Source organism: Streptomyces sp. BK79, assembly GCF_044142145.1.
GTDB lineage: Bacteria > Actinomycetota > Actinomycetes > Streptomycetales > Streptomycetaceae > Streptomyces.
Map to the genome: position 1 here is coordinate 1 of NZ_JBHVOC010000046.1, position 23,272 is coordinate 23,272.

The 23,272-nt window shown below is 73.5% G+C and carries 13 protein-coding genes; 3 read left to right on the top strand and 10 right to left on the bottom strand.

The annotated features are described in order from the left end of the window. Window positions 1–70: 70 nt before the first annotated feature. From nudC to ACFIF2_RS35145, 5 genes are all read right to left on the bottom strand, one after another. Complete coding sequence (gene nudC, locus ACFIF2_RS35125) at window positions 71–1,015, bottom strand: NAD(+) diphosphatase (protein ID WP_395577352.1); 945 nt, start codon at window positions 1,013–1,015, stop codon at window positions 71–73. A gap of 159 nt (window positions 1,016–1,174) precedes the next feature. Then, on the bottom strand, window positions 1,175–2,578 hold the full coding sequence (locus ACFIF2_RS35130) for a dipeptidase (protein ID WP_395577353.1): 1,404 nt from the start codon (window positions 2,576–2,578) through the stop codon (window positions 1,175–1,177). 10 nt (window positions 2,579–2,588) lie between these two features. Continuing rightward, on the bottom strand, window positions 2,589–6,152 hold the full coding sequence (locus ACFIF2_RS35135; RefSeq protein WP_395577354.1) for a UvrD-helicase domain-containing protein: 3,564 nt from the start codon (window positions 6,150–6,152) through the stop codon (window positions 2,589–2,591). Window positions 6,153–6,302: 150 nt separating this feature from the next. Beyond that, window positions 6,303–9,800, bottom strand: a complete 3,498-nt coding sequence (locus ACFIF2_RS35140; protein ID WP_395577355.1) for an ATP-dependent helicase — start codon at window positions 9,798–9,800, stop codon at window positions 6,303–6,305. A 266-nt stretch (window positions 9,801–10,066) separates the two neighbouring features. Beyond that, window positions 10,067–10,456, bottom strand: coding sequence for an MGMT family protein (locus ACFIF2_RS35145; RefSeq protein WP_395577356.1), 390 nt, complete (start codon window positions 10,454–10,456; stop codon window positions 10,067–10,069). A gap of 185 nt (window positions 10,457–10,641) precedes the next feature. Between ACFIF2_RS35145 and ACFIF2_RS35150 the strand changes: the two genes are divergently transcribed. The 3 genes from ACFIF2_RS35150 to ACFIF2_RS35160 all read left to right on the top strand — a co-directional run bounded on the left by ACFIF2_RS35150 (window position 10,642) and on the right by ACFIF2_RS35160 (window position 16,790). Continuing rightward, a complete protein-coding gene (locus ACFIF2_RS35150) occupies window positions 10,642–13,455 on the top strand; it encodes a lysylphosphatidylglycerol synthase domain-containing protein (RefSeq protein WP_395577357.1) in 2,814 nt (937 codons plus the stop codon). A 94-nt stretch (window positions 13,456–13,549) separates the two neighbouring features. Beyond that, entirely contained in the window at window positions 13,550–15,112 is a 1,563-nt protein-coding gene (locus ACFIF2_RS35155) for an alpha/beta hydrolase (RefSeq protein ID WP_395577358.1), read from the top strand. A 139-nt stretch (window positions 15,113–15,251) separates the two neighbouring features. Continuing rightward, window positions 15,252–16,790: an alpha/beta hydrolase gene (locus ACFIF2_RS35160; protein ID WP_395577359.1), complete on the top strand. Its 1,539-nt coding sequence runs from the start codon at window positions 15,252–15,254 to the stop codon at window positions 16,788–16,790. Window positions 16,791–16,861: 71 nt separating this feature from the next. Here the strand turns inward: ACFIF2_RS35160 and moeZ are convergent, their stop codons facing one another. The 5 genes from moeZ to ACFIF2_RS35185 form a co-directional block, all read right to left on the bottom strand. Beyond that, window positions 16,862–18,040 carry an adenylyltransferase/sulfurtransferase MoeZ gene (gene moeZ / locus ACFIF2_RS35165; protein WP_395577360.1) on the bottom strand — a complete coding sequence of 393 codons (1,179 nt, stop codon included), beginning with the start codon at window positions 18,038–18,040 and terminating at the stop codon, window positions 16,862–16,864. A gap of 63 nt (window positions 18,041–18,103) precedes the next feature. Continuing rightward, complete coding sequence (locus ACFIF2_RS35170; RefSeq protein ID WP_395577361.1) at window positions 18,104–18,853, bottom strand: spherulation-specific family 4 protein; 750 nt, start codon at window positions 18,851–18,853, stop codon at window positions 18,104–18,106. Beyond that, window positions 18,841–19,902 (bottom strand): NAD-dependent epimerase/dehydratase family protein, encoded by a 1,062-nt coding sequence (locus ACFIF2_RS35175; protein ID WP_395577362.1) that lies wholly within the window; start codon window positions 19,900–19,902, stop codon window positions 18,841–18,843. The genes ACFIF2_RS35170 and ACFIF2_RS35175 overlap by 13 nt, the downstream gene beginning before the upstream one ends. 102 nt (window positions 19,903–20,004) lie before the next feature. Continuing rightward, window positions 20,005–21,399, bottom strand: coding sequence for a hypothetical protein (locus tag ACFIF2_RS35180; RefSeq protein ID WP_395577363.1), 1,395 nt, complete (start codon window positions 21,397–21,399; stop codon window positions 20,005–20,007). Next, on the bottom strand, window positions 21,396–23,168 hold the full coding sequence (locus tag ACFIF2_RS35185; protein ID WP_395577364.1) for a DUF3492 domain-containing protein: 1,773 nt from the start codon (window positions 23,166–23,168) through the stop codon (window positions 21,396–21,398). The genes ACFIF2_RS35180 and ACFIF2_RS35185 overlap by 4 nt, the downstream gene beginning before the upstream one ends. Between the last annotated feature and the right edge of the window lie 104 nt (window positions 23,169–23,272).

The window sequence follows — 23,272 nt, forward strand, 5'->3', positions numbered from 1 at the left end:
CGGCCGTGCGGGGGGGGGCCCACCCCGGCCGGGGTGGGCCCCTCCACGTCGTCGAACGCGCCGGCGGCTCCTAGAAGGCGCCGCGCGTCGGCAACGGCTTGCCGTACCAGAGTTCGATGAGGCGGGCCGCGATCGAGATGCCGTAGGGCGGGAGCACCTCTCCCGACTCGAAGGCGGCGCCCAGTTCGTCGCGGGAGAACCAGCGGGCCTCCTGGATCTCGTCGCCGTCGACGTCGATCTCGGTGGAGGTGGCGTGGGCCATGAAGCCGAGCATCAGGCTGGACGGGAAGGGCCAGGGCTGGCTGCCGACGTACTCGACGCGGCCGACGGTGATGCCGACCTCCTCGTGCACCTCGCGCCGCACCGACTGCTCGATGGACTCGCCGGGCTCCACGAAGCCGGCCAGCGTCGAGAAACGGCCCTCGGGCCAGTGGACCTGGCGGCCGAGCAGGAGGCGGTCCTCGCCGTCCGTGACCGCCATGATCACCGCGGGGTCGGTGCGCGGGTAGTGCTCGGCGCCGCAGGCGGGGCAGCGGCGGATGTGACCGGCCGCGGCGATGACCGTGCGCTCACCGCAGCGGGAGCAGAACCTGTGCAGGCGCTGCCAGTTCTCCAGGGCGACCGCGTGGGCCATCAGGCCCGCGTCCCGGGGCGACAGGAGCAGGCCGGCCTCGCGCAGGCCCGCCGGGCGGGCGGACTGGTCCATGCGGCCGGGCAGGGAGTCCTTCTGGAGGGCGAAGTAGCTGGTCCCGTCCTCGTCGGTGCCGAGGAAGTAGCGGTGCGCCTCGGTGAGCGGAGCTTCGAAGGAGGGGGTCATGACGACTTCGGTGCGCCCGTCGGGCGTCTCGTCGATGAGGACCTGACCGCCGGAGACCACGAAGCAGCGCGTCGAGGGGTGGCTCCACGCCGCCGCGAGCCAGGCCTCGTCCAGGCGGTGGTGGGCGGCGCGGTCGATGCCGTTCGGTGCGGTGAGCGAGATGGGACGGTCGGCGGTGTGGTCGGTCCAGGTGGTCACGGGTGCTTCCAACTCCCCCGGTGAGCGGTTCGGTTCGGCAGGCGGTTCGGCGGGACGTACGGCGGGTGGCGGCCCGGTCCGGGAGGGTTCGGCGGTGCGGGGCGGCCTCTCAAGTGTGCCGCGCGCGGTGCCGGCCCGGACCTGGGCCGTGCGGGGTGCTCAGGGTGCGTGGCTCCAGTGCTCCGCCAGATCGCCCCAGAGGAGGGCGGAGGTCTCGACGCCCTTGAGGAGGAGGTCCAGCTCGACCTTCTCGTCGGGGGCGTGCCAGCCGTCGGACGGGACGGAGATGCCGAGGAAGAGCACGGGTGCGCCGAGCACGTCCTGAAGGTCGGCGGCCGGTCCGGAGCCGCCCTCGCGGGTGAAGCGGACCGGTTTCCCGAAGGCCCGGCCCATGGCCCGCGCCACCGACTGCAGCGCCGGGTGGTCGAGCGGTGTCAGGCACGGGCGCGTGGCCGACCCGAAGGTGATCTCGCAGCGGATCCCGGCGGGCACCTGCTCGGCGGCCCAGGCCCGGACGGCCTTCTCGACGTGGTCGGGTTCCTGGCCCGCGACCAGCCGGAAGGAGAGCTTCACCATCGCGGAGGACGGGATGATCGTCTTGCTGCCGGGGCCCTGGTAGCCGCCGCCGATGCCGTTGACCTCGGCGGTGGGCCGGGCCCAGATGCGCTCCAGGGTGGTGTGCCCGGCCTCGCCGTGGGTGGCGTACGACTTCGCCGTGCTCAGCCACCGGCGCTCGTCGAAGGGCAGCTCGGCGAAGAGGTCGCGTTCCCGGTCGGTGAGTTCGATCACGCCGTCGTAGAAGCCGGGGATCGCCACGCGCGCGTGCTCGTCGTGCAGCGCGGCGACGAGGCGGGCGACCGCCGTGGCCGGGTTGGGGACCGCCCCGCCGAAGGAGCCGGAGTGGATGTCCTGGTCGGGCCCGTACAGGCGGATCTCGCACTCGGCGAGGCCGCGCATGCCGGTGCAGACCGTGGGGGTGTCCTCGGACCACATGCCGGTGTCGGAGACGATCACCGCGTCGGCGGCGAGCCGCTCGGCACGCTCCTCGACCAGGGCCCGGAAGTGCGGGGAGCCGGACTCCTCCTCGCCCTCGATCAGCAGCTTGAGGTTGACCGCCGGGGCGGTGCGGCCGGTGGCGGCGAGGTGGGCGCGGACGCCCAGCGTGTGAAAGAACACCTGCCCCTTGTCGTCGGCCGCCCCGCGCGCGTGCAGGCGGTTCTCGCGGACGACGGGTTCGAAGGGATCGCTGTGCCAGCCGTCCTCGCGGGCGGCGGGCTGGACGTCGTGGTGGCCGTAGACGAGGACCGTGGGTGCCCCCGGGTCGCCGGAGGGCCATTCCGCGAAGACGGCCGGAGCCCCCGGGGTCGGCCACACCTCGGCGGTCGGGAAGCCGGTCTCCTTCAGTTCGGCGGCGAGCCAGTCGGCGCTGCGGCGCACATCGTTCGCGTGGTCGGGCTGGGCCGACACGGACGGGATGCGCAGCCACTCGACGAGGTCGTCGAGGAAGGCGGCGCGGTGCTGCTCGATGTACGTGCGGACGGCGCTGTCCGGGGTCTCGCTCATGCTCACGAGCCTATCGGCCCGCACGGACACCCTGATCGTGCGATTCGTCACCGACCGGATCGGCCAGCAGCAGGCGCTCCAGTGCGGCGCGGTCCGGCAGCCCGTCGGGCCGTACGACCTCGCCGGTGCGCACGTACAGGAAGGCCGCCGTCACCGACTCCAGCGGCACGTGCTGCTGCTCGGCCCAGGCGAGCCGGTAGAGCGCGAGCTGGAGCGGGTCCGCGGTGCCCGCGCGGTGCGTCTTCCAGTCGACGATCTCGTACGTCGCCGACGCCCCGTCGCCCTCCTTGTAGACGGCGTCGATGCGGCCGCGTACGACGCGGCCGGCGAGCGAGAGCTGGAACGGCGCCTCGACGCGGTAGGGGGTGCGGCGGGCGTACTCGGTGCGTTCGAAGGCGTCCTTGAGGAACTCCAGGTCGCGTTCGTCGGCGATCTCGGCGTCGGCGCCGGGCAGTTCCTCCGGCTCCAGCAGGGGCAGGGTCAGCGGTTCGAAGCGGGCCTCGACCCACGCGTGGAAACGGGTGCCCCGGCGGGCGGCGGGCCGGGGCGGGCGGGGCATGGGGCGGGCCAGTTCCTGCGCGAAGCCGTCCGGGTCGGCGGCGAGGCTCATCACCTGGGAGGCGGTCAGCGACGCGGGGAGGTGCACCTCGGTGACGCTCTCCCGCGCGCGCAGCAGCTCGCCGGTGAGGGCGTCGAGGTCGCGGTCCCAGGAGGCGACGGTGCGGGCCTCCTCCGGCGTGAGGCGGGCCTGGGGCCGGAGGGCGGGCGCTTCTTCCGGCTCCTCGGGGTGAGGGCGGGGCAGGTCCCTGTCGCCGGGTCGTCCGGAAGGGGGCGCCTGGTGGGGGATGGCGGGGCCGGGTCCGCTGTCCGGCGTCGTGGGGGTGGGGGCCGGCGGGGCGGTGCCGGGGTCCTCGGGCCAAAGGTCCCAGTCGGCGTGGTCGTCCTCCGTCCAGCCGGTTCCGTCGGGGTCCTCGTCGGTCAGGAGGTCCTCGTCGTCGGGCGGCGGCGGCCAGTCGGGGTCCTCGTGGGTGTCCGGGTCGGGCGGGGCGGCGGGGTGGCCGTCCGCGTGGGAGGCGAGGTCGTCCAGGTGGGCGAGGACCGTCTCGGCGGCGGCCCGGCGGCGGGCGAGTGCCTCGTCGTCCAGGGGCAGCGGCCACGCCTGGTCGGCGGTGGCTCGGGTGAGGGCCGGGTTCTCCTCGTCCTCACCCGGCTCGTCCGCCCAGACCTCGATCTCGCCGTGTCCGGCGGCGCAGTGCTCGTACAGGGCCGTCAGGAAGTCGGACGGGCCGCGGGGCTTCTTCTGGCTGGGGCCCCACCAGTGGCCGGAGCCCAGCAGCAGGGAGCGGGGCCGGGTGAAGGTGACATAGCCGAGGCGCAGCTCCTCGGTGTGCTGGTGGTCCTTCATGGCCTCGTGGAAGGCCTTCAGGCCGCGGGAGTCCCAGGACTCGACGTCGGGCAGGGTGTCGGCGTCGCCGCGCAGGCCGTGCGGCAGCACCTTGCCCTGGGCGGTCCACTTCTCGCGGCCCTGGCCGCTGGGGAAGGTGCCGGTGACCAGGCCGGGGACGGCGACGACGTCCCATTCCAGACCCTTGGACTTGTGCGCGGTGAGCACCTTGACGGTGTTCTCCCCGCCGGGCAGCGCGTTGTCGAGGCCCTTCTCGTACTGGGCGGCGGTGCGCAGGAAGCCGAGGAAGGCGAGGAGGGTGGCCTCGCCGTCGCCCGCGGCGAAGGACGCGGCGACGTCCAGGAAGTTCGACAGGGTCTCCCGGCGGCGGGCGGCCAGAGCGTGCGGGGACGCCGACAGCTCGACCTCCAGACCGGTGACGGCGAGGACGCGGTGCAGTACGTCCATGAGGGGGTCGGACAGGGCACGGCGCAGGTCCCGCAGTTCGGTGGCCAGCCGTGCGAACCGCACGCGCGCGTCGGACGAGAAGGGCAGTCCGTCGTCGTCACCGGTGCCGTCCAGCGGCGTCTCCAGGAAGGTGTCGAGGGCATCGGCGAGCGATATCACCTCGGACGGGTCGACGCCCTCGACGGCCTCGGCGAGCCGCCGGTCGGGGTCGTCGTCGCCCTCCACGCGCGCGTGGCGCACGAGCAGCCGGGCACGGCGGCCCAGGAGCGCGAGGTCGCGCGGGCCGATGCGCCAGCGCGGGCCGGTGAGCAGGCGGACCAGGGAGGCGTTGGCGCCGGGGTCCTGGAGGACTTCGCAGACGGCGACCAGGTCGGCCACCTCAGGCAGGTGCAGCAGTCCGGACAGGCCCACGACCTCGACGGGGACGTCGCGGGCCACCAGCGCGCCCTGGATCTCGGCGAAGTCGGTCGCGGTCCGGCACAGCACCGCGATCTCGCCGGGAGCCTTTCCGGTGCGCACGAGATGGGCGAGGGAGTCGGCGATCCAGTCGATCTCCTCGGCGTGGGTGCGCAGCAGGGCGCAGCGGACGACGCCGTCGCGTTCGGCGCCCGGGGCGGGGCGCAGGGCCTCCACGCCCGCGTGCATGGCGCGCAAGGGCTCCGCGAGACCGTTGGCGAGGTCGAGGAGGCGGCCACCGCTTCGCCGGTTCTCGCTGAGCGCCTGGCGGGTGGCGGGGCGGCCGTCCGCGTGTGCGAAGTGTTCCGGGAAGTCGTCGAGGTTGGCGACGGAGGCGCCGCGCCAGCCGTAGATCGCCTGGCAGGGGTCGCCCACGGCGGTCACGGGGTGGCCGGTGCCGTCGCCGAAGAGGCCCGCCAGGAGGATGCGCTGGGCCACCGAGGTGTCCTGGTACTCGTCGAGCAGCACGACCCGGAACTCCTCGCGCAGCACCCGGCCGACTTCGGGGAGCCCGGCGAGCCGCGCGGACAGGGCGATCTGGTCGCCGAAGTCGAGCAGGTCCCGTTCGCGTTTGGCGGCCCGGTAGCGGATCACCAGGTCGGCGAGTTCACGGCGAGCGGCGGCCGCCTCGGGGACCTTGCGCAGGTCGGCGTTGCTGAGCCTGACGCCTTCCAGGGAGTCGAGGAGCCCGGCGTCCCAGGCCCGCAGGTCCTCCGGGCGCACCAGGTGCTCGGAGAGTTCCGCGTCGAGCGCGAGGAGGTCGCTGACCAGGTCGGCGAAGGAGCGGGTGAGCGCCGGGTAGGGCCCGGGCGCCTCGCGCAGGACCCGCGCGGCGAGCTGGTAGCGGGTGGCGTCGGCGAGCAGACGGGAGGTCGGTTCCAGCCCGAGGCGCAGCCCGTGGTCGGTCAGCAGCCGGCCCGCGAACGCGTGGTACGTCGAGATCACCGGCTCACCCGGCGGGTTGTCCGGGTCGATCACGTCCGGGTCGGTGACGCCCGCCCGGATCAGCGCCTTGCGGACGCGTTCGGCGAGCTCGCCGGCGGCCTTGTTGGTGAAGGTGAGACCGAGGACCTGCTCCGGGGCGACCTGGCCGGTGCCGACCAGCCACACCACGCGCGCCGCCATCACCGTCGTCTTGCCCGACCCGGCTCCGGCCACGATCACCTGCGGGGCGGGCGGCGCGATGATGCAGGCCGTCTGCTCCGGGGTGAAGGGGATGCCGAGGAGCTCCTTGAGCTGCTCGGGATCGGTGAGATGGGCGGGCACGTCCAAGAGGCTAGCGGCGGGCACTGACAGCGGGTGCCGGAATCGTCCTCGGGGCAGATGTAGACGCAGGTCAGCGGCGGTGGTGCGACGCGTCACACCGGGCCCGGGCCTCCTATGGGCTGCTCCCTCACTCCCACGAAACGAGCTCCCTCACTCCACGACGTGGCGTCCCTCGGTCCGGGCGCTGCACGACGCCCGGAAGGCGCAGTGGGTGCAGTGCTGGCCCGCGGTCGGGGTGAACCGTTCGTCGAGCACCTTGCCGGCGGCCGTGGCCAGCAGGTCGCCGACCCACTCGCCCCCCGGACCCTCCAGGGACTCCTGGGCCTGCACCTTGGGGAGGGTCTCGCCGCCGTCCTTCTTGGGCGCGCCCTGGCGCAGCTGCACGAGTTCGGCTCCGCCCGGTTCGGGGCGGGTCCCGTCGAAGGCCTCGTCGACGGCGCCCTCGCGGACGGCGAGCTGGTAGACGGCGAGCTGGGGGTGGTGGGCCACCTCCGCGGCGGTGGGCGCCTGCTTGCCGGTCTTGAAGTCGACGACGTAGGCGCGGCCGTCGGCGTCGGCCTCGACGCGGTCCATCTGGCCGCGGATGCGCACCTCGTAGTCGCCCGCCTCCAGGGTCACGTCGAAGTCGTGCTCGCTGGCCACCGGCGTGCGTCCGGCGCGGTCCATGACGTGCCACTTGAGGAAGCGTTCGAGCGCCACGCGCGCGTTGGCCTTCTCCTGCGCGGACTTCCACGGCGCGTCGAAGGCCAGCGCGTTCCACACGGAGTCCAGGCGCTCCATGAGGACGGCGAGGTCGGCCGGCGTGTGGCCGGAGGCCACCTCGTCGGCGAGGACGTGCACCACGTTGCCGAACCCCTGGGCGGCGGTGGCGGGAGCGTCGGCCTTCACCTCGCGGCCGAGGAACCACTGGAGGGCGCAGGTGTTGGCCAGCTGGTCCAGGGCGCTCCCGGAGAGCGTGACGGGCTGGTCGCGGTCGCGCAGCGGCACCTTGCTCTCGGTGGGGTCCCACATGCCCCACCAGCGGTAGGGATGGGCGGACGGCACCAGGGGGCGGCCGTCCTCGTCGGCGAGGGCGGCGAGGCGGGCCAGACGGCGGGCCGCGGCCTGCCTCAGAGGTTCGGTGACGCGGGGGTCGACCGTGGTGGCCCGCAGTTCGGCGACGAGTGCCGCGACGGCGAGGGGCCGGCGCGGACGGCCCGTGACGTCGACGGGTTCGACACCGAGTTCGGTCAGGAAGCGGGAGGGCTGGTCGCCGTCGTCGGCCGGCGCCTTCACGGCGGTCACGACGAGCCGTTCACTCGCGCGCGTGGCGGCCACGTAGAACAGGCGGCGTTCCTCGGCGAGGAGCGCTCCGGGGGTGAGCGGTTCGGCGAGTCCGTCGCGGCCGATCCGGTCCGCCTCCAGCAGGGAGCCGCGGCGGCGCAGGTCGGGCCACAGCCCCTCCTGGACGCCCGCCACGACGACCAGCCGCCACTCCAGGCCCTTCGACCGGTGCGCCGTCATCAGGCGGACGGCGTCGGGGCGTACGGCGCGCCGCGTGAGGGTGTCGGCGGCGATGTCCTCGGCGTCGATCTCCTCCAGGAAGTTCAGCGCGCCCCGGCCACCGTTGCGCTCCTCCGCGCGGGCCGCCGTCGCGAAGAGCGCGCACACGGCGTCGAGATCGCGATCGGCGTTGCGGCCGGCCGCGCCGCCGCGCCGGGCGGAGCGTTCCAGGCGGGAGGGCCACGGCGTGCCCTCCCACAGGTCCCACAGGGCCTCCTCGGCGCTGCCTCCGCCCGCCAGTCGCTCACGGGCCTTGCGGAGCAGTACGCCGAGGCGCTGGGCGCCACGCGCGTACGCGGCGTCGTGGACCGTCAGCCGTTCCGGTTCGGCCAGCGCCCGTGCGAGCAGTTCGTCCGAGGGCGGCGGTAGCGGATTGCCGGCGGCACGCTCCTCCTCGCGCAGGGCGCGTCCGAGGCGGCGCAGGTCGGCGGCGTCCATTCCGGCGAGGGGGGAGGCGAGCAGGGTGAGGGCGGTCTCGGTGGACAGCCAGCAGGGAGCGTCCTCCGCGCGGTGGACGTCGTCGCCGACCGAGGGCGCCGCCTCCATGCGGTGGGCGTCATCTCCCGCCGAGGGCGCCACGTCCCCACGGTCGGCGTCATCTCCCGCCGAGGGCGCCACCTCCACGCCGGTGCCGGTGCCGGTCGCGGCCCGCTCCGCCGCCCCGCGCCCGGCCGTCGCCGCGTCGGCGCGGCCCGCCCCGGGTCGTTCCCCCGCCTCCGCCTCCGCCACGGCGCGCAGTGCCGTCAGCAGGGGTGCCACCGCCGGTTCGTGACGCAGGGGGAGGTCGTCGCCGTCGATGTCCAGGGGGACGCCCGCCGCGGTGAGGGCGCGCCGGACCGTGGGGATGGTGCGTGCACCGGCGCGCACCAGGACGGCCATGTCGCCCCAGGGGACGCCGTCCTCCAGGTGGGCCCGGCGCAGGATGTCGGCGACGTTGTCCAGCTCGGTCCCGGACGTCGGGTACGTGTACACCTCGACGCGCCCGCCGTCCCGTACCGGGGCGAGGTCACGGTGGGCGCGCACCTTGTCGGCGGGGAGGCGGGTCAGCGGCATGCGCTGGGTCAGCAACCGGGTCGCGGCCAGCAGCGCGGCCCCGGACCGGCGCGAGGTCCGCAGCACCTCGACCGGCGCCGGACGGCCGTCCGCGCGCGGGAAGGCGGCCGGGAAGCCGAGGATGCCGTTCACGTCCGCGCCCCGGAAGGCGTAGATCGACTGGTCGGGGTCGCCGAAGGCGACGAGGGTGCGCCCGCCGCCCGCCAACGCGTGCAGCAGCCGCACCTGGGCGGGGTCGGTGTCCTGGTACTCGTCGACGTACACCGCGTCGTACTGGGCGGCCAGGTGCGCGGCGACCTCGGGACGGCGGGCGAGGAGCACCGCGCGGTGGACGAGTTCCGCGTAGTCGAGCACGCCCTGCAGATCGAGCACGTCGAGGTACTCGGCGAGGAAGACGGCGGCGGCCCGCCAGTCGGGACGCCCGATGCGCCGGGCGAAATCACCCAGGGCGTCCGGGCCGAGGCCCAGTTCGCGGCTGCGGGCGAGCACCGCGCGGACCTCGTCGGCGAAACCGCGGGTGGTCAGGCAGGCGCGCAGTTCGTCGGGCCAGCGCACATGGGCCAGGCCGGTCCGCTCCAGGTCGACCTGGCCGGCGAGCAGCTCGCGGACCGTCACGTCCTGCTCCGGGCCGGAAAGCAGCCGTAGCGGCTCGACGAACAGGTCGTTGTCCTGGTGGGCGCGGACCAGGGCGTAACCGAAGGAGTGAAAGGTCGTGGCGCGGGGAGCCCGTGCGGCACCCATGCGCAGCGCCATCCGGTCCCGCAGCTCGACGGCCGCCTTGCGGCTGAAGGTCAGTACCAGGATCCGTTCGGGATCGCCGCCCCTGGCGATCCGGTCGGCCACGGACTCGACCAGGGTGGTGGTCTTGCCCGTCCCCGGACCGGCCAGGACGAGCAGTGGTCCGGTCCTGTGGTCAACCACGGCGCGCTGGGCGGCGTCCAGACGAGGGGGGTCCACGCGCGCCGGTGGGGTACGCACCAACCGGTAAGCGCCACGACTCCCCCGTCGCACCTGGGGGTGCGACGGGTGTCTGGTGGAGGAAGAGGAGCTCACGTGGTTCGCCGGTCCTGGTGGGTGTGCTGGTGTGCCGTCCGCGCCGGGGGCACGGCGGTGGCCGCGGGATGAACGGGACGCGTGCGGCCGACGCTACGCCGACGAACGAGACGGAAGCAGGGCTTCCCCTTCTTCCCTCGGGTCACTCGTGGCGCCGGCGTCTCCCGCCCCACGAACGTACGTCATGCCACAGACGAGACCGAAGTGCCCCATTTACCCCTTACGGATCACATGTCACACATCGGCCGGTCCCATGGCGGAAGCTGTCAGGTGTGACCCTGTGCGCGTTCGCCGCCGTCCCACCGGGCCCGCTTCAGGTCGAGGCGGGGCAGATGGCCCTCCGCGGCCCTGCTCGCCCCCTTCAGGGGCGTGCCCTCCTCGCGGTAGCGGTCGAGTGCCTCCAGTTCGTGTCCCGGGAGCAGAGCACCGTCCGCGCGGACGACGCGCCACCAGGGGACTGCTCCCCCGTAGAGGGACATCACCCGGCCGACCTGCCTGGGTCCGCCCTCCTCCAGGTACTCGGCGATGTCCCCGTACGTCATGACACGGCCCGGCGGAATCAGTTCGGTCACCTCGAGGACGCGCTCGGCGTACTCGGGCAGCGCGTCCGCGTACTGCGCGCGGGCGTCGTCGTCCGGAAGGCTCTGCTCGCTCATCCGCCCCATCCTGCCCCACCCCACCGACAACGCGACGCGCTCCCGGCGGTGCGCGTCCCTCGCCCGGAAACGGCGCTTGGGGCAGACTGTGCGGCCCGCACGCGAACCCTGATGCCCGCCGCGGCCGGGGCGGCATGCCACCATCGTGCGGGCGGTGACCAGTGATACGAGAGCAAGAAGAGGCGATGAAGAAGCAGGGTGCGCACCCCGAGGACGCCGAGGGCACCTCTGACTCTTCGTCGCGCCCGGAGACCGCGGACGCGAACGACGGGAACGACGCGAACGACGCGAACGACGGGAAGACCGGCCGCCGGGCCGCCGCGGGCCGGTCGGCGACGGCCGCCGACCCCGACGACGTCGCGCACATCGACGAGGTGGAGGGCGACGAACCGCTCCTCCCCGCGCGCGTGCACCGTCCGTCCGACCTCATGCGGCTCCTGGTGGGCGTGCTCGCCGTCGCCGTGCTCCTCGCCGTCGCCGCCTTCGCGCACGGCACCACCTCGGGCCTCGAACAGGACATCAGCAAAGGCACCGGGCAGGCGCCCGACCTGCTGATCAAGATCGCGGGGCTGGCGTCCAGCATCGCGATCCTCCTGGTGCCGGTCGCGTTCGCGATCGAGCGGCTGATCAAACGGGACGGGCTGCGGATCGCGGACGGTGTGCTCGCCGCGGTCCTCGCGCACGGGGTGACGCTCGCCACCGATCTGTGGGTCGCCAAGGCCGCCCCCGGTTCCATCCAGGACGCGCTCACCCAGCCGTCGCCGGGCGACATCCACGCCCTCACCGACCCGGTGCACGGCTACCTGGCGCCGGTGATCGCGTACATGACGGCTGTCGGCATGTCCCGCAGACCTCGTTGGCGCGCGGTGCTGTGGATCGTGCTCCTTCTCGACGCCTTCTCGATGCTCGTCACCGGCTACACGACGCCGTTCTCGATCATCCTGACCGTCCTCATCGGCTGGAGCGTGGCGTACGGAACGCTGTACGCGGTCGGCTCCCCCAACGTCCGTCCGACCGGGCGGACGCTGATGGCGGGCCTGCGGCACGTCGGCTTCCGCCCGGTGACCGCCGCCCGCGAGGAGGTGCCCGCGGAGACCGCGGAGACCGGTGACCGCGGACGGCGCTACTTCGTCACCCTGGAGGACGGCCGTCCGCTGGACGTGACGGTGGTGGACCGGGAGCAGCAGGCGCAGGGCTTCTTCTACCGCGCGTGGCGCAACCTCACCCTGCGCGGCTTCGCCACCCGCAGCAGCCTCCCGTCGCTGCGGCAGGCCCTGGAGCAGGAGGCGCTGCTCGCCTACGCGGCGATCGCGGCGGGCGCCAACGCGCCCAAGCTGATCGCGACCTCCGAGCTGGGTCCGGACGCCGTCATGCTCGTCTACGAGCACACCGGTGGGCGCACGCTCGACTCGCTGGCGGACGAGGAGATCACCGACGAGCTGCTGCGCGGCACCTGGGAGCAGGTGCGGGCCCTGCAGTCCCGCCGCATCGCGCACCGCAGGCTGGTGGGCGACGCGATCCTGGTGGATCGTTCCGGCGCGGTGATCCTCACGGACCTGCGCATCGGTGAGATCGCCGCCGGGGACCTGCTGCTGCGCATGGACGTCTCGCAGCTCCTGGTCACCCTCGGCCTGCGGGTGGGCGCCGAACGCGCGGTCGCCTCGGCGGTCGACGTGCTCGGCCCGGACGCCGTGGCGGACTGCCTGCCGATGCTGCAGCCCATCGCGCTCAGCCGCTCCACGCGCGCGACCCTGCGCAGACTGGCGAGGGAGCGGGCCCAGCGCGAGCGGGAGGCGGTCCTGGAGTCGTCCCGGCAGGCCAAGCTGGCCCGCGCGGAGGCGGCCTCCGGCGACGACACGCACTCGGTACACGCCGAGGCGGAGCAGGCCGACAAGTCGACCAAGGCGGAAAAGCTCGACAAAAAGGCCGTGCGCGCCGAACAGCGGGCCGAGAAGCGGGCCGTGGACGAGGCGCTGGAGGAGGCACGCGAGGAGGACCTGCTCACGCTGATCCGGCACGCGGTGCTGCGGATCCGACCGCAGGCCCCCGTCGAGCCCGCCCGCCTGGAGCGGGTACGGCCCCGCACTCTGATCAGCTTCATCGCCGGCGCGATCGGCGCCTACTTCCTGCTGACGCAGCTCACCCACATCGAGTTCGGGCCGCTGATCGCGAACGCCGAGTGGGGCTGGGTCGCCGCGGCCGCGCTGTTCTCGGCGGCGAGCTACGTCGCCGCGGCGATGGCCCTGCTGGGCTTCGTTCCCGAGCGGGTGCCGTTCCCGCGGACCGTGGCCGCGCAGGTCGCCGGATCGTTCGTGAAGATCGTCGCCCCGGCGGCCGTCGGCGGCGTCGCCCTGAACACCCGCTTCCTCCAGCGGGCGGGGGTGCGCCCCGGGCTCGCGGTCGCCAGTGTCGGCGCGTCGCAGCTGTTCGGGCTCGGCTGTCACATCCTGATGCTGCTCGCCTTCGGCTATCTGACCGGCACCGAGAAGACGCCGTCACTGTCGCCGTCCCGGACGGTCATCGCGGGTCTGCTGACGGTGGCGGTGCTCGTGCTCGTGGTGACGTCGGTGCCGTTCCTGCGCAAATTCGTCGTCACGCGCGTGCGGTCGCTTTTCGCCGGAGTGGTGCCGCGCATGCTGGACGTGCTGCAGCGGCCGCAGAAGCTGATCACCGGCATCGGCGGCATGCTGCTGCTCACCGCCTGCTTCGTGATGTGCCTGGACGCCTCGATCCGCGCCTTCGGCGACGAGTCGACGTCCATCAGCCTGGCGAGCGTCGCGGTCGTCTTCCTCGCCGGCAACGCGCTGGGGTCGGCGGCGCCGACGCCGGGCGGCGTGGGCGCGGTGGAGGCGACACTGACGGTGGGGCTGATCGCCGTCGGCCTGCCCAAGGAGGTCGCCGCCCCGGCGGTGCTGCTGTACCGGCTGCTCACACTGTGGCTGCCGGTGCTGCCGGGCTGGCTGTTCTTCAACCACTTGACGCGCAAAGAGGCCCTCTAGGGATGCCGGCCGGGGTGACATCCCGTTCCGCCATAGGTACTCCGTACGGCTCCTGCCCCGAGCGCGCGGTCCCGCTCGCCCGCACGATGGACGCATGCCCCCTTCCTCCCGCCTGCGCGCCGCCGCCCTGACCGCCGCCACCGCCGCAGTGCTGTCCACCCTGCTGGCGGGCTGCAGCGACGACTCCGAAGGGGACTCCGGAGGCAAGGCGGACCTGACGGAGCAGAAGCTCGACTGGAAGGACTGCCCGGCCCCCTCCGAGGCGGAAGGCGGCGGCGCGGCCCCGTCCCCGCTGCCGGACGGCGACGAGTGGCAGTGCGCCACCATGAAGGCACCGCTCGACTGGGACGACCCCGAGGGCGACACGATCGGCCTGGCGCTGATCCGGGCCGAGGCCAGTGGCGCCGCGGACCGGCGGATCGGCTCACTGGTGTTCAACTTCGGCGGCCCGGGCGGTTCCGGTGTCACCACACTGCCCGCCTTCGGCCAGGACTACGCCACCCTGCGCACCCGCTACGACCTGGTCAGCTTCGACCCGCGCGGTGTCGGCCGGAGCGCTCCCGTGGAGTGCCTGGACGACAAGCAGCTCGACGCCTACTTCCAGCAGGACGCCACACCCGACGACGCGGCCGAGCGCACCGCGCTGCTGGACGGCACGGAGGAGTTCAACGCGGCCTGCGAGAAGAACTCAGGGAAGATCCTTCCGCACGTGCCCACCACCGACGCGGCACGCGACATGGACCTGATGCGTCAGGTGCTCGGCGACGACAAGCTGCACTACTTCGGCATCTCCTACGGCACCGAACTCGGCGGCGTCTACGCCCACCTGTTCCCCACGAAGGTGGGCCGCGCCGTCTTCGACGCGGTCGTCGACCCGACGCAGACCGCGGAACAGGGCTCGCTCGCACAGGCCAAGGGCTTCCAGCTCGCCCTCGACAACTTCGCCGAGGACTGCGTGTCGCGGGTCGAGGAGTGCCCCATCGGGAACAGCGCCCAGGACGTCAAGGACCGCATCGCCCGCCTCCTGAGGGACCTCGACCGCAGGCCGATCCCCGGCATCTTCCCCCGCGAACTCACCCAGACCGCCGCGACCGGCGGCATCGCGCAGTCGCTGTACTCGAAGGACTTCTGGGAGTACCTCACCGACGGCCTCGCGCAGGCGTACGACGGCGACGGCAGGGTGCTCATGGTGCTGTCCGACTCGCTGAACGGACGCGACGAGAACGGCCAGTACAGCAACATCACCGCGGCCAACGTCGCCATCAACTGCGCCGACGACAAGCCCCGGTACGGCCCCGCGGACGTGGAACGCAGGCTTCCGGAGTTCCGGAAGGCCTCCGCGCTGTTCGGCGACTACCTCGCCTGGTCCATGCTCAGCTGCACCGACTGGCCGGTCCCCGGCGCCGCCGACCACCCCGACGTCAGCGCGCCAGGAGCCCCTCCGATCCTGGTGATCGGCAACACCGGCGACCCGGCCACGCCCTACGAGGGCGCCGGGAAAATGGCGGAGGCGCTGGGCGAGGGTGTGGGCGTGGAACTGACCTACCGGGGCCAGGGGCACGGCGCCTACGACAGCAAGAACAAGTGCGTGCGGGACGCGGTGCACGGCTATCTGCTGGACGGGAAGGTACCGCCCGCGGACACCGTCTGTTCCTGACCCTCGCGACCCAGCGACGGACAACGCAGCAGGTCAGAGCGTTATCCACAGGGCGAAGCAGGCGCCGCCCGGTCCGCCTACCATGGCATGACCGCCATCCGCCGCACGGCGCGGACGGCTCGCGAGGGGGGAAGAGCACATGGCGCGTCTCGTACGGTGGACGGCTCTGACGGCCGCCGCCGCACTGCTGACGGTGGGCTGCGGCGGCGGCTCGTCCGGCGACGACAAGGACGACGCGAGTCCGAGCAGCGGACGGCCGTCGGCGGCCCCGTCCGGGGTGCCCGACGCGCTGGCCTCCCAGTCACTGGACTGGGGCCGCTGCAAGGGCACCGCGGAGTCCCCCGCGCCGGACGGCGACTGGCAGTGCGCCACGTTGAAGGCGCCGCTGAACTGGTCCGAGCCGGACGGCGAGACGATAGACCTGGCGCTGATCCGGGCCCGGGCCACCGGCGACGAGCGCATCGGCTCCCTGCTCTTCAACTTCGGCGGCCCCGGCGGCTCGGGCGTCTCCATGATGCCGTCCTACGCCGACAGCGTCTCCTCCCTGCACCAGCGGTACGACCTGGTGAGCTGGGACCCGCGCGGGGTGGCGGCCAGCGAAGGCGTCCGCTGCCGCGCCGACGAGGCGATCGAGAACGCCGAGTCGGTGGACTCCACACCGGACACCGCGGCCGAGGAACGGGCCTACCTGAAGGACGCCGCCGACTTCGGCCAGGGCTGCGAGAAGGCGGCCGGCCGGCTGATGGCACACGTCTCGACCACGGACACCGCCCGCGACATGGACCTGATGCGCCACGTCCTCGGCGACGAGAAGATGCACTACTTCGGCATCTCCTACGGCACCGAACTCGGCGGCGTCTACGCCCACCTGTTCCCGAAGCACGTGGGCCGCGTGATCCTCGACGCGGTCGTCGACCCGGGCGCCGACACGATGGGCCACGCGGAGAACCAGGCCCGAGGCTTCCAGCGCGCGCTGGAGGACTACCTGCGGTCGACGGGGAAGGACCCGAAGCAGGGGTCGCAGGAGATCGCCGCCCTGCTGGAGCGCCTCGACGCGAACCCGCTGCCGACGTCGTCACCGGGGCGGAAGCTCACGCAGACGCTGGCCCTCACCGGGATCGTGCTGCCGCTCTACAGCAAGGACGGCTGGCCGACGCTGACCAGCGCGCTCGCGGCGGCCGAGGAGGGCGACGGCTCGGAACTGCTGGCACTCGCCGACGGCTACAACGAGCGCGATCCCTCGGGACGCTACGGCACGACGACCCACTCCCAGCGGGTCATATCGTGCCTGGACGACAAGCAGCGGCCGACCCTGGAGGAGACGAAGAGGCTGCTGCCGAGGTTCGAGAAGGTCTCTCCCGTGTTCGGGGCGTTCCTCGGCTGGGACACGGCCGGCTGGTGCCACGAGTGGCCGGTGGCCGGTCAGCGCGAGACCCCTCAGGTGAGCGCGTCCGGCTCGGCCCCGATCCTGGTGGTCGGCAACACCGGCGACCCGGCCACGCCCTACGAGGGCGCCCGCAGGATGGCGGACGAACTGGGCAAGGACGTCGGCGTGGTGCTCACCTGGAAGGGCGAGGGACACGGCGCCTACGGAAGCGGCAGCGAGTGCGTCGACTCGACGGTGGACGCCTACCTCCTGGAGGGAACGGTGCCGAAGGACGGCAAGGTCTGCTCATGACGACGGCGGGGGCTCCGAGCACCCGCGGTGCGCGAAGCCCCCGCCGTCCGGGAAGCTGGATGGAGGACCGGTCAGTAGACGGGCTTCTCCGGCTCGATCTGGTTGACCCAGCCGATCACGCCGCCGCCGACGTGCACGGCGTCCGAGAAGCCGGCGGACTTGAGGACCGCCAGGACTTCCGCACTGCGGACACCCGTCTTGCAGTTCAAGACGATCTTCTTGTCCTGCGGGAGGCTCTCCAGGGCCGAGCCCATGAGGAACTCGTTCTTGGGGATCAGCCGGGCGCCCGGGATGGAGACGATCTCGAACTCGTTCGGCTCACGGACGTCGATGAGTTCGATGTTCTCGCCGTCGTCGATCCACTCCTTGAGCTGCTTGGGAGTGATCGTGGAGTCGGCGGCCGCCGCCTGGGCCTCCTCGGACACGACGCCGCAGAAGGCCTCGTAGTCGATGAGTTCGGTGACGGTCGGGTTCTCGCCGCAGACCGCGCAGTCGGGGTCCTTGCGGACCTTGACCTGGCGGTACTGCATCTCCAGGGCGTCGTAGATCATCAGGCGGCCGACCAGCGGCTCGCCGATGCCCGCGAGGAGCTTGATGGCCTCGTTGGTCTGGATGGAGCCGATCGACGCGCACAGCACGCCGAGGACGCCGCCCTCGGCGCAGGAGGGGACCATGCCGGGGGGCGGGGGCTCCGGGTAGAGGCAGCGGTAGCAGGGACCGTGCTCGGACCAGAAGACGGAGGCCTGGCCGTCGAAGCGGTAGATCGAACCCCAGACGTAGGGCTTGTTCAGCAGCACGCAGGCGTCGTTGACCAGGTAGCGGGTCGCGAAGTTGTCCGTGCCGTCGACGATCAGGTCGTACTGGCTGAAGATGTCCATCACGTTGTCGGCCTCGAGCCGCTCCTGGTGAAGGACCACGTCCACGTACGGGTTGATGCCCTTGATGGTGTCGCGGGCGGACTCGGCCTTGGAGCGGCCGATGTCGGCCTGGCTGTGGATGACCTGCCGCTGCAGGTTCGACTCGTCGACCTCGTCGAACTCCACGATGCCGAGCGTGCCGACACCGGCTGCCGCCAGGTACATCAGGGTCGGCGAGCCGAGGCCGCCCGCGCCCACGGCGAGCACCTTCGCGTTCTTCAGCCGCTTCTGCCCGTCCATCCCCACGTCGGGGATGATCAGGTGGCGGGAGTACCTGCGGACCTCGTCTACGGTGAGCTCGGCGGCCGGCTCGACCAGGGGTGGCAGCGACACGGGGACTCCGTCTGTCGGTCAGTGGTTACGGTTGTTCTCCTCGCAACACTGCCACGGCCTTTTTCATTCCGAGACACCCGTCCCGACCCGCGAGACGATCTCGTCCCAGTAGCCGGGCATGGTCTCCCAGGGGTCGACCCGGCCGCCCCGGTCCGTGCGGTCGGTGAAGTAGATCGTGGCGGCGCCCTGCCAGCGGGCGATGCGCAGGGCCTCCTCCAGGTGCCCGCGGGGGACGCCGTGTACGAAGTGGCAGAAGCGCTCGGGTGGATAGTCGGCGCTCCACTCGGCGGCCTGGGACCAGCGGTAGTCGCTCCACGCGCCCGAGAAGGTGACGAGCTGGTCGGCGTTCTCGGCGTAACCGGGGTGGGGGTGGGTGCCGTGACCGAGCACGATGTGGGCATCGTCACGGATCACCCGGAGCGTGGAGACCGTGCGGCGGACCTCGGGGAGCGCGGCCCGTTCGGACGGGCAGCGGTCGAGGAGGAAGCCGTCGGTCCGGTACCAGTCGAGATACCGGTGCGCGTCGGAGATCAGCGCGCCGAAGCTCCTCGCCCCGTGCGCGGTGTCGAGATGGCCCAGGACGCGGACACCCGCGTTGCGCAGGCGGCCGACGGCCTCCAGACAGCGCGGGTCGGGATGGGCGCCGGGACCGTCGTCGACGTTGAGGACGACCCAGTGCAGCGGTGTGCCGGGGCTGGTCAGGCCGGCCCACTCGCCGGGGGCGAGGAGGGGGTGGGCCAGGCCGGGGACACCGAGACCGGTGCGGACGCCGGTGCTCGCTGTGCCCGCCTGGGCACGGGTCAGATACGGCATGCCGCCTCCATCCAGATGTCGGCGAGGGACTCCTCGAGGGCGATCCGGGGGCGCCAGCCGAGCCGGTCGCGTGCGGTGCGTACATCCGCCTGCTGCCAACTGCCGCAGCCGTCCGGGTAGGGGTAGGCGGCGACCGGGGCCGCGTGTTCGGCGTCGGCGCGCTCCCCGCGGTGTCCGAGGGCGTCCGGGCGGTGGTGGCCGAGCGCGTCGGTGCGGGGATGACCGAGGGAGTCGACGCGGTGGCCGACGGATTCGGTACGGGGGTGCCCGATGGTCGGCCGCAGCGCGCCGGGGGGCGTGTCGAGTTCGTGCAGGGCACCGCCGTAGCCGGCCACGCGGGCGAGGGTGGCGGCGGCGTCGCGCAGGCGGACGGCGCGACCGGAGCCGATGTTGATGACGCCCTGGGCGGCGGAGAGCGAGGCCGCGTGGACGGCTCGGGCGACGTCGCGGACGTCGATGAAGTCGCGCTGGGCGCCGAGGCCGCCGAGCCGGAGTTCGCCGTCACCGGACTGCATCGCCCGGCGCATGGCCTCGGCGAGGCGGCCCAGCGGGGAGCCCGCGGGGGTGCCGGGGCCGGCGGGCGAGAAGACGCGGAGGACGACGGCGTCCAGGCCCGAGCCGAGGACCAGTTCGGTCGCGGCGAGTTTGCTGACGCCGTAGGGGCCGCCGGGGCGGGGCAGGGCGTCCTCCGCGGTGGAGGACCCGGGCTGGCTGGGCCCGTACTCCGCGCTGCAGCCGACCTGCACCAGACGGGCGCCGCAGCCGCTGCGGCGCAGGGCCTCGCAGATGGTGGCGACGGCGACGGTGTTGTGCCGGGTGAGTTCGCGGGCGCCGCCCCGGGTGGCGCCCGCGCAGTTGACGACGACGCCGGGGTGGACCGCGTCGAGGAAGCGGGTGAGGGCGCCGGGGCTGCCGGTGGCGAGGTCGAAGCGCACGTCGGCGTCGTCGCCGCGGCCGAGGGCGGTGAGCTGGACGGCCGGGTCGGCGAGCAGACGGTCGGCGACGAAGCGTCCGATGTAGCCGTTGGCTCCGATCAGCAGGACTCTCATCGGGCGGCTCCCGGTGCCGAGGCGTCGGGTCGGGAGGTGGTCATCTGAGGGCTCCTTCGAAGGGTGGTGCGGGCGTGTGGGGGGGGATCTGGGGGGCGGGCGTCACGGTCGCTCCGCCGATGCGTGGGCCGAAGCCCTGGTCAGCCGGCGGTTCGCGTGGACCAGGAGGGTCACGGCGCCGATGCCGCAGGCCAGCGTCGGGACGCCGGCCGGGCCGCAGGCGGCCACCAGGGCCTCCACGGGTGCGGCGAGGAAGCCACAGCCGGGGAGGCGGCCGGCGAAGAGCGCGGCCAGGGCGGCTCCTTCGGCGGCGGCCGCGGCGGTCAGGACGAGCGTGGGCGCGTGACCGTGCCCGTGCACGGCGAGCAGACGGGCGAGCAGGAGCAGGGCGCCCAGGGTGAGCGCCTCGGGGTAGCGGGCGGGCTCGCCGAGGACCGCGCCGGCGAGCGCGACCAGGGCCGTCAGGGCGCCCATGAACAGGGCGAACGTGCCGAGCAGCAAGGGGCGCACGGAGGCGGAGAAGTCGGCCAGGCCCCGGCTGGCCGTCAGCTTGCGGCGGGCGCGCGTGGCGAAGAGGTGGGCGCTGCCGGCCGCGGGTGCGCAGGCCAGGGCGAGGGCCAGGGCGGGGGCGAGGGCGACGGGCCACGGACCGTCGGCGGTGCCGTCCGGCAGGCCGTCGGGACCGCCGGCGAGAGCCGTGCGGAGCAGTCCGTCGCCGAGGAGGGCGTAGCCGACGAGCCAGCAGGTCCAGGTGCTCGTGGTGCGCGCGGTGGTGCGCAGAGGCCCCCGGCGCAGGGCCGCGCGCAGCGCCAGGCTCACCGCGAGAACGCCGACGGCGGTCACGGCCAGGCGCGGGCGTCCCTCGGTGAGTCGCAGGCCGGCCACGGCGGCGGCACACAGGGCACCGGGCAGCAGGGCGAGGAGGATCCAGGCGGTGCGCCGTCCGGGGGCGGGCGCGTCCATGGGGCGCGGGGGTGTGTCGCCGTCGCGCGGCACACGGGCGTACATCTCCTCCGCGAGGGCGAAGACGTCCCGGTGGCGGAAGCGTGCGGCGGTCCGGTCGGTGACGCCGTGCGCCTCCAGACCCGCCGCGATCTCCAACGGGTCCACGGCCCGTTCGCACAGCGCGCGGTGGCGGTGCATCAGGGCCTTCACGGGGTCCGCGGCGGCGCGACGACCGGCGGGCGGCGCCTGCTTGCCACGGACGCCCGCCCCACCGTCGGCCACGGTCCGGCCGCCGACCGACCACCCGCTTCCTATGGAAGGTCCACCGCCGGGCGATCCACCGTCCAACGGTCCGCCGTCGAACGGTCCGCCGTCGAACGGTCCGCCGTCAGGCTCCGACCCGCTCCCGCCCGCCCGTCGAGAAGCTCCCGTCGTCGGCGCGGACGGTCCCGCCGTCCCGCATCCGCCCCCCGTGCCGGGCACGGCCGACGCCTCCGATCCAGCCTGAACCTCCGACCCGACCGCCCCGTCCGACCCGACCGCACCATTCATCGGGGCCCCTCGGTGGCGGAGACCGGAGCCGTGGCGGAGACCGGAGCCGTGGCGGAGACCCGAGCCGTGGCGCGGACGGGCACGTCCGTCGCCCAGCCGGGGCCTCCCCGCGGCACCACAGAGGCCGTGGGGACGGTCCAGCGGCCGGGAACGTGGGCCTCGGCGGGAACGGCGAACGGCAAGGGCTCACCGGTGTCGTCGAGGACGACACGGCGCACAGGGGTGCGCGTGAGAATGTCCAGGTAAATGCCGTGAAATGCCGTGACGTTCTGCTCGACGGTGAACAGTTCCAGTGCGCGGGCGCGCGCGGCGGCGCCCAGGCGCGCACGGCGCTCCGGGTCACGCAACAGGGCGACGCACGCCTCGGCGAGCGCCCGCGGATTGCGCGGCGGCACGACGAGTCCGGTGCCTCCGACGGCCTCCACCACCGCACCGACATCCGTGGAGACGGTCGCCCGCCCGCAGAACATGGCTTCGACCAGTCCGGTCGGGAACCCTTCGACGACGCTGGAGAGGACCACCAGGGCACCCGAGGCGTACGCGTCGACACGGGACGGCAGTTCGGACCCGCCGGTCTCTTCGAAGGACACCGGGTTGCGGCCCACGGCATGCGGACCGTCGGCCTCGTCGGGGAAGAGCTGTGCGGCCAGGCCCTTGCAGTGGGTGAGGTAGGCCGCGCCCTCGGGGCCGGAGGCGGCACCGACGATCCTGAGGCGCGCACCCGGTTCCGCCCTGCGGATCTCCGCGAAGGCGTGCAGCAGCGAGACCAGGTCCTTGGCGGGCTCGACCCTGCCCACCCAGACGAGGGTGCGGGGGTCGGCGCACTGCGGCGACTCCCCCACCTCGGCGAAGGGAGCCGCGTCCATGCCCGGGTGGACGGTGCGGAGCTTGGTCCGGTCGGCCCCGCAGCGCTCCTGCCAGCGGCGGGTGTGCGTGTTGCCGGGCGTGATCACGGACGCCCGGCGGTAGGTCTCCGCCGCCAGCCGGCCGTGGAAGGCGGCCAGGAGGGAACGTATCGCCGGCGGTGCGTCGGACTCCGTGAGGTAGTGCGTCCGCAGCCGCACCCCGTACTCGGTCACCAGCAGCGGTACGTCGCAGAAGTGCAGGGCGAGCAGGCCGGGGAGGGCCGCCGTGCCGCCGGACGCGGCGTGGCAGAGGTCGACCGCGCCGAGGCCGTCGTCCTCGTACCAGTCGAGCGACAGGGGGCGCAGAGCGCGTTCGAGGCGCGCGGCGACCGTGAGCAGATCCGGGACGCGCGCCTCGCGGGCGGAGCGGTGGGCGCCGGGCGCGCGACAGGCGCGTTCCAGGGCGCGTACGGCGATCTCCGAACGCAGCGCGCCGGGCAGTCCGCCCTCGTCGCGGGCGAGTTCGGCGAGCCCGTACAACGCGTTGGCGAAACGGTCCGCCTCAAGGGCGGACGCCGCTTCCGACACCCCGTCCGACGCCCCGCCCGCAACTCCGGACGCGTCCGCGGGGGCGGTTGAGCACAGGGCCGCGGCCAAGTCGCCGTAACACGCGGCGAAGCGCCGGCGCGCGCGCCGCCCGTACACGACCCCGTCGTCCTCGGTGTCCCACAGCGAGGCGGTGCGCACCCTGCTGACCTGCGGCGGCAGCGGAACCCATCCTTCGGACTCCTGACGCTCGCTGCGGCTGAGCGCGTAGACGTCGAACTCGTGCTGCTCGAGCCCGCGCACGAGCCGGTCGCACCAGAGTCCGGCCTCACCGCTCACATACGGATAGCCACCCTCCGTAAGCAGTCCGATGCGCACGCGCGCACCCCCGATCTCCCGTTTGGGGAGCCGCCGTTGGCCCGGCGGCTCGCAGCGGGACGAACGTATGCGGACAAGGCGGTGGGGGGGGGGGGGGGGGGGGG

What these genes read in the sequence shown, in the direction of transcription:
- ACFIF2_RS35170 (WP_395577361.1), bottom strand. Translation starts at nt 18,853, where the DNA reads ATGCCGTATCTGACCCGTGCCCAGGCGGGCACAGCGAGCACCGGCGTC.
- ACFIF2_RS35160 (WP_395577359.1), top strand. Translation starts at nt 15,252, where the DNA reads ATGGCGCGTCTCGTACGGTGGACGGCTCTGACGGCCGCCGCCGCACTG.
- ACFIF2_RS35130 (WP_395577353.1), bottom strand. Translation starts at nt 2,578, where the DNA reads ATGAGCGAGACCCCGGACAGCGCCGTCCGCACGTACATCGAGCAGCAC.
- ACFIF2_RS35150 (WP_395577357.1), top strand. Translation starts at nt 10,642, where the DNA reads ATGAAGAAGCAGGGTGCGCACCCCGAGGACGCCGAGGGCACCTCTGAC.
- ACFIF2_RS35180 (WP_395577363.1), bottom strand. Translation starts at nt 21,399, where the DNA reads ATGAATGGTGCGGTCGGGTCGGACGGGGCGGTCGGGTCGGAGGTTCAG.
- ACFIF2_RS35155 (WP_395577358.1), top strand. Translation starts at nt 13,550, where the DNA reads ATGCCCCCTTCCTCCCGCCTGCGCGCCGCCGCCCTGACCGCCGCCACC.
- ACFIF2_RS35145 (WP_395577356.1), bottom strand. Translation starts at nt 10,456, where the DNA reads ATGAGCGAGCAGAGCCTTCCGGACGACGACGCCCGCGCGCAGTACGCG.
- ACFIF2_RS35175 (WP_395577362.1), bottom strand. Translation starts at nt 19,902, where the DNA reads ATGAGAGTCCTGCTGATCGGAGCCAACGGCTACATCGGACGCTTCGTC.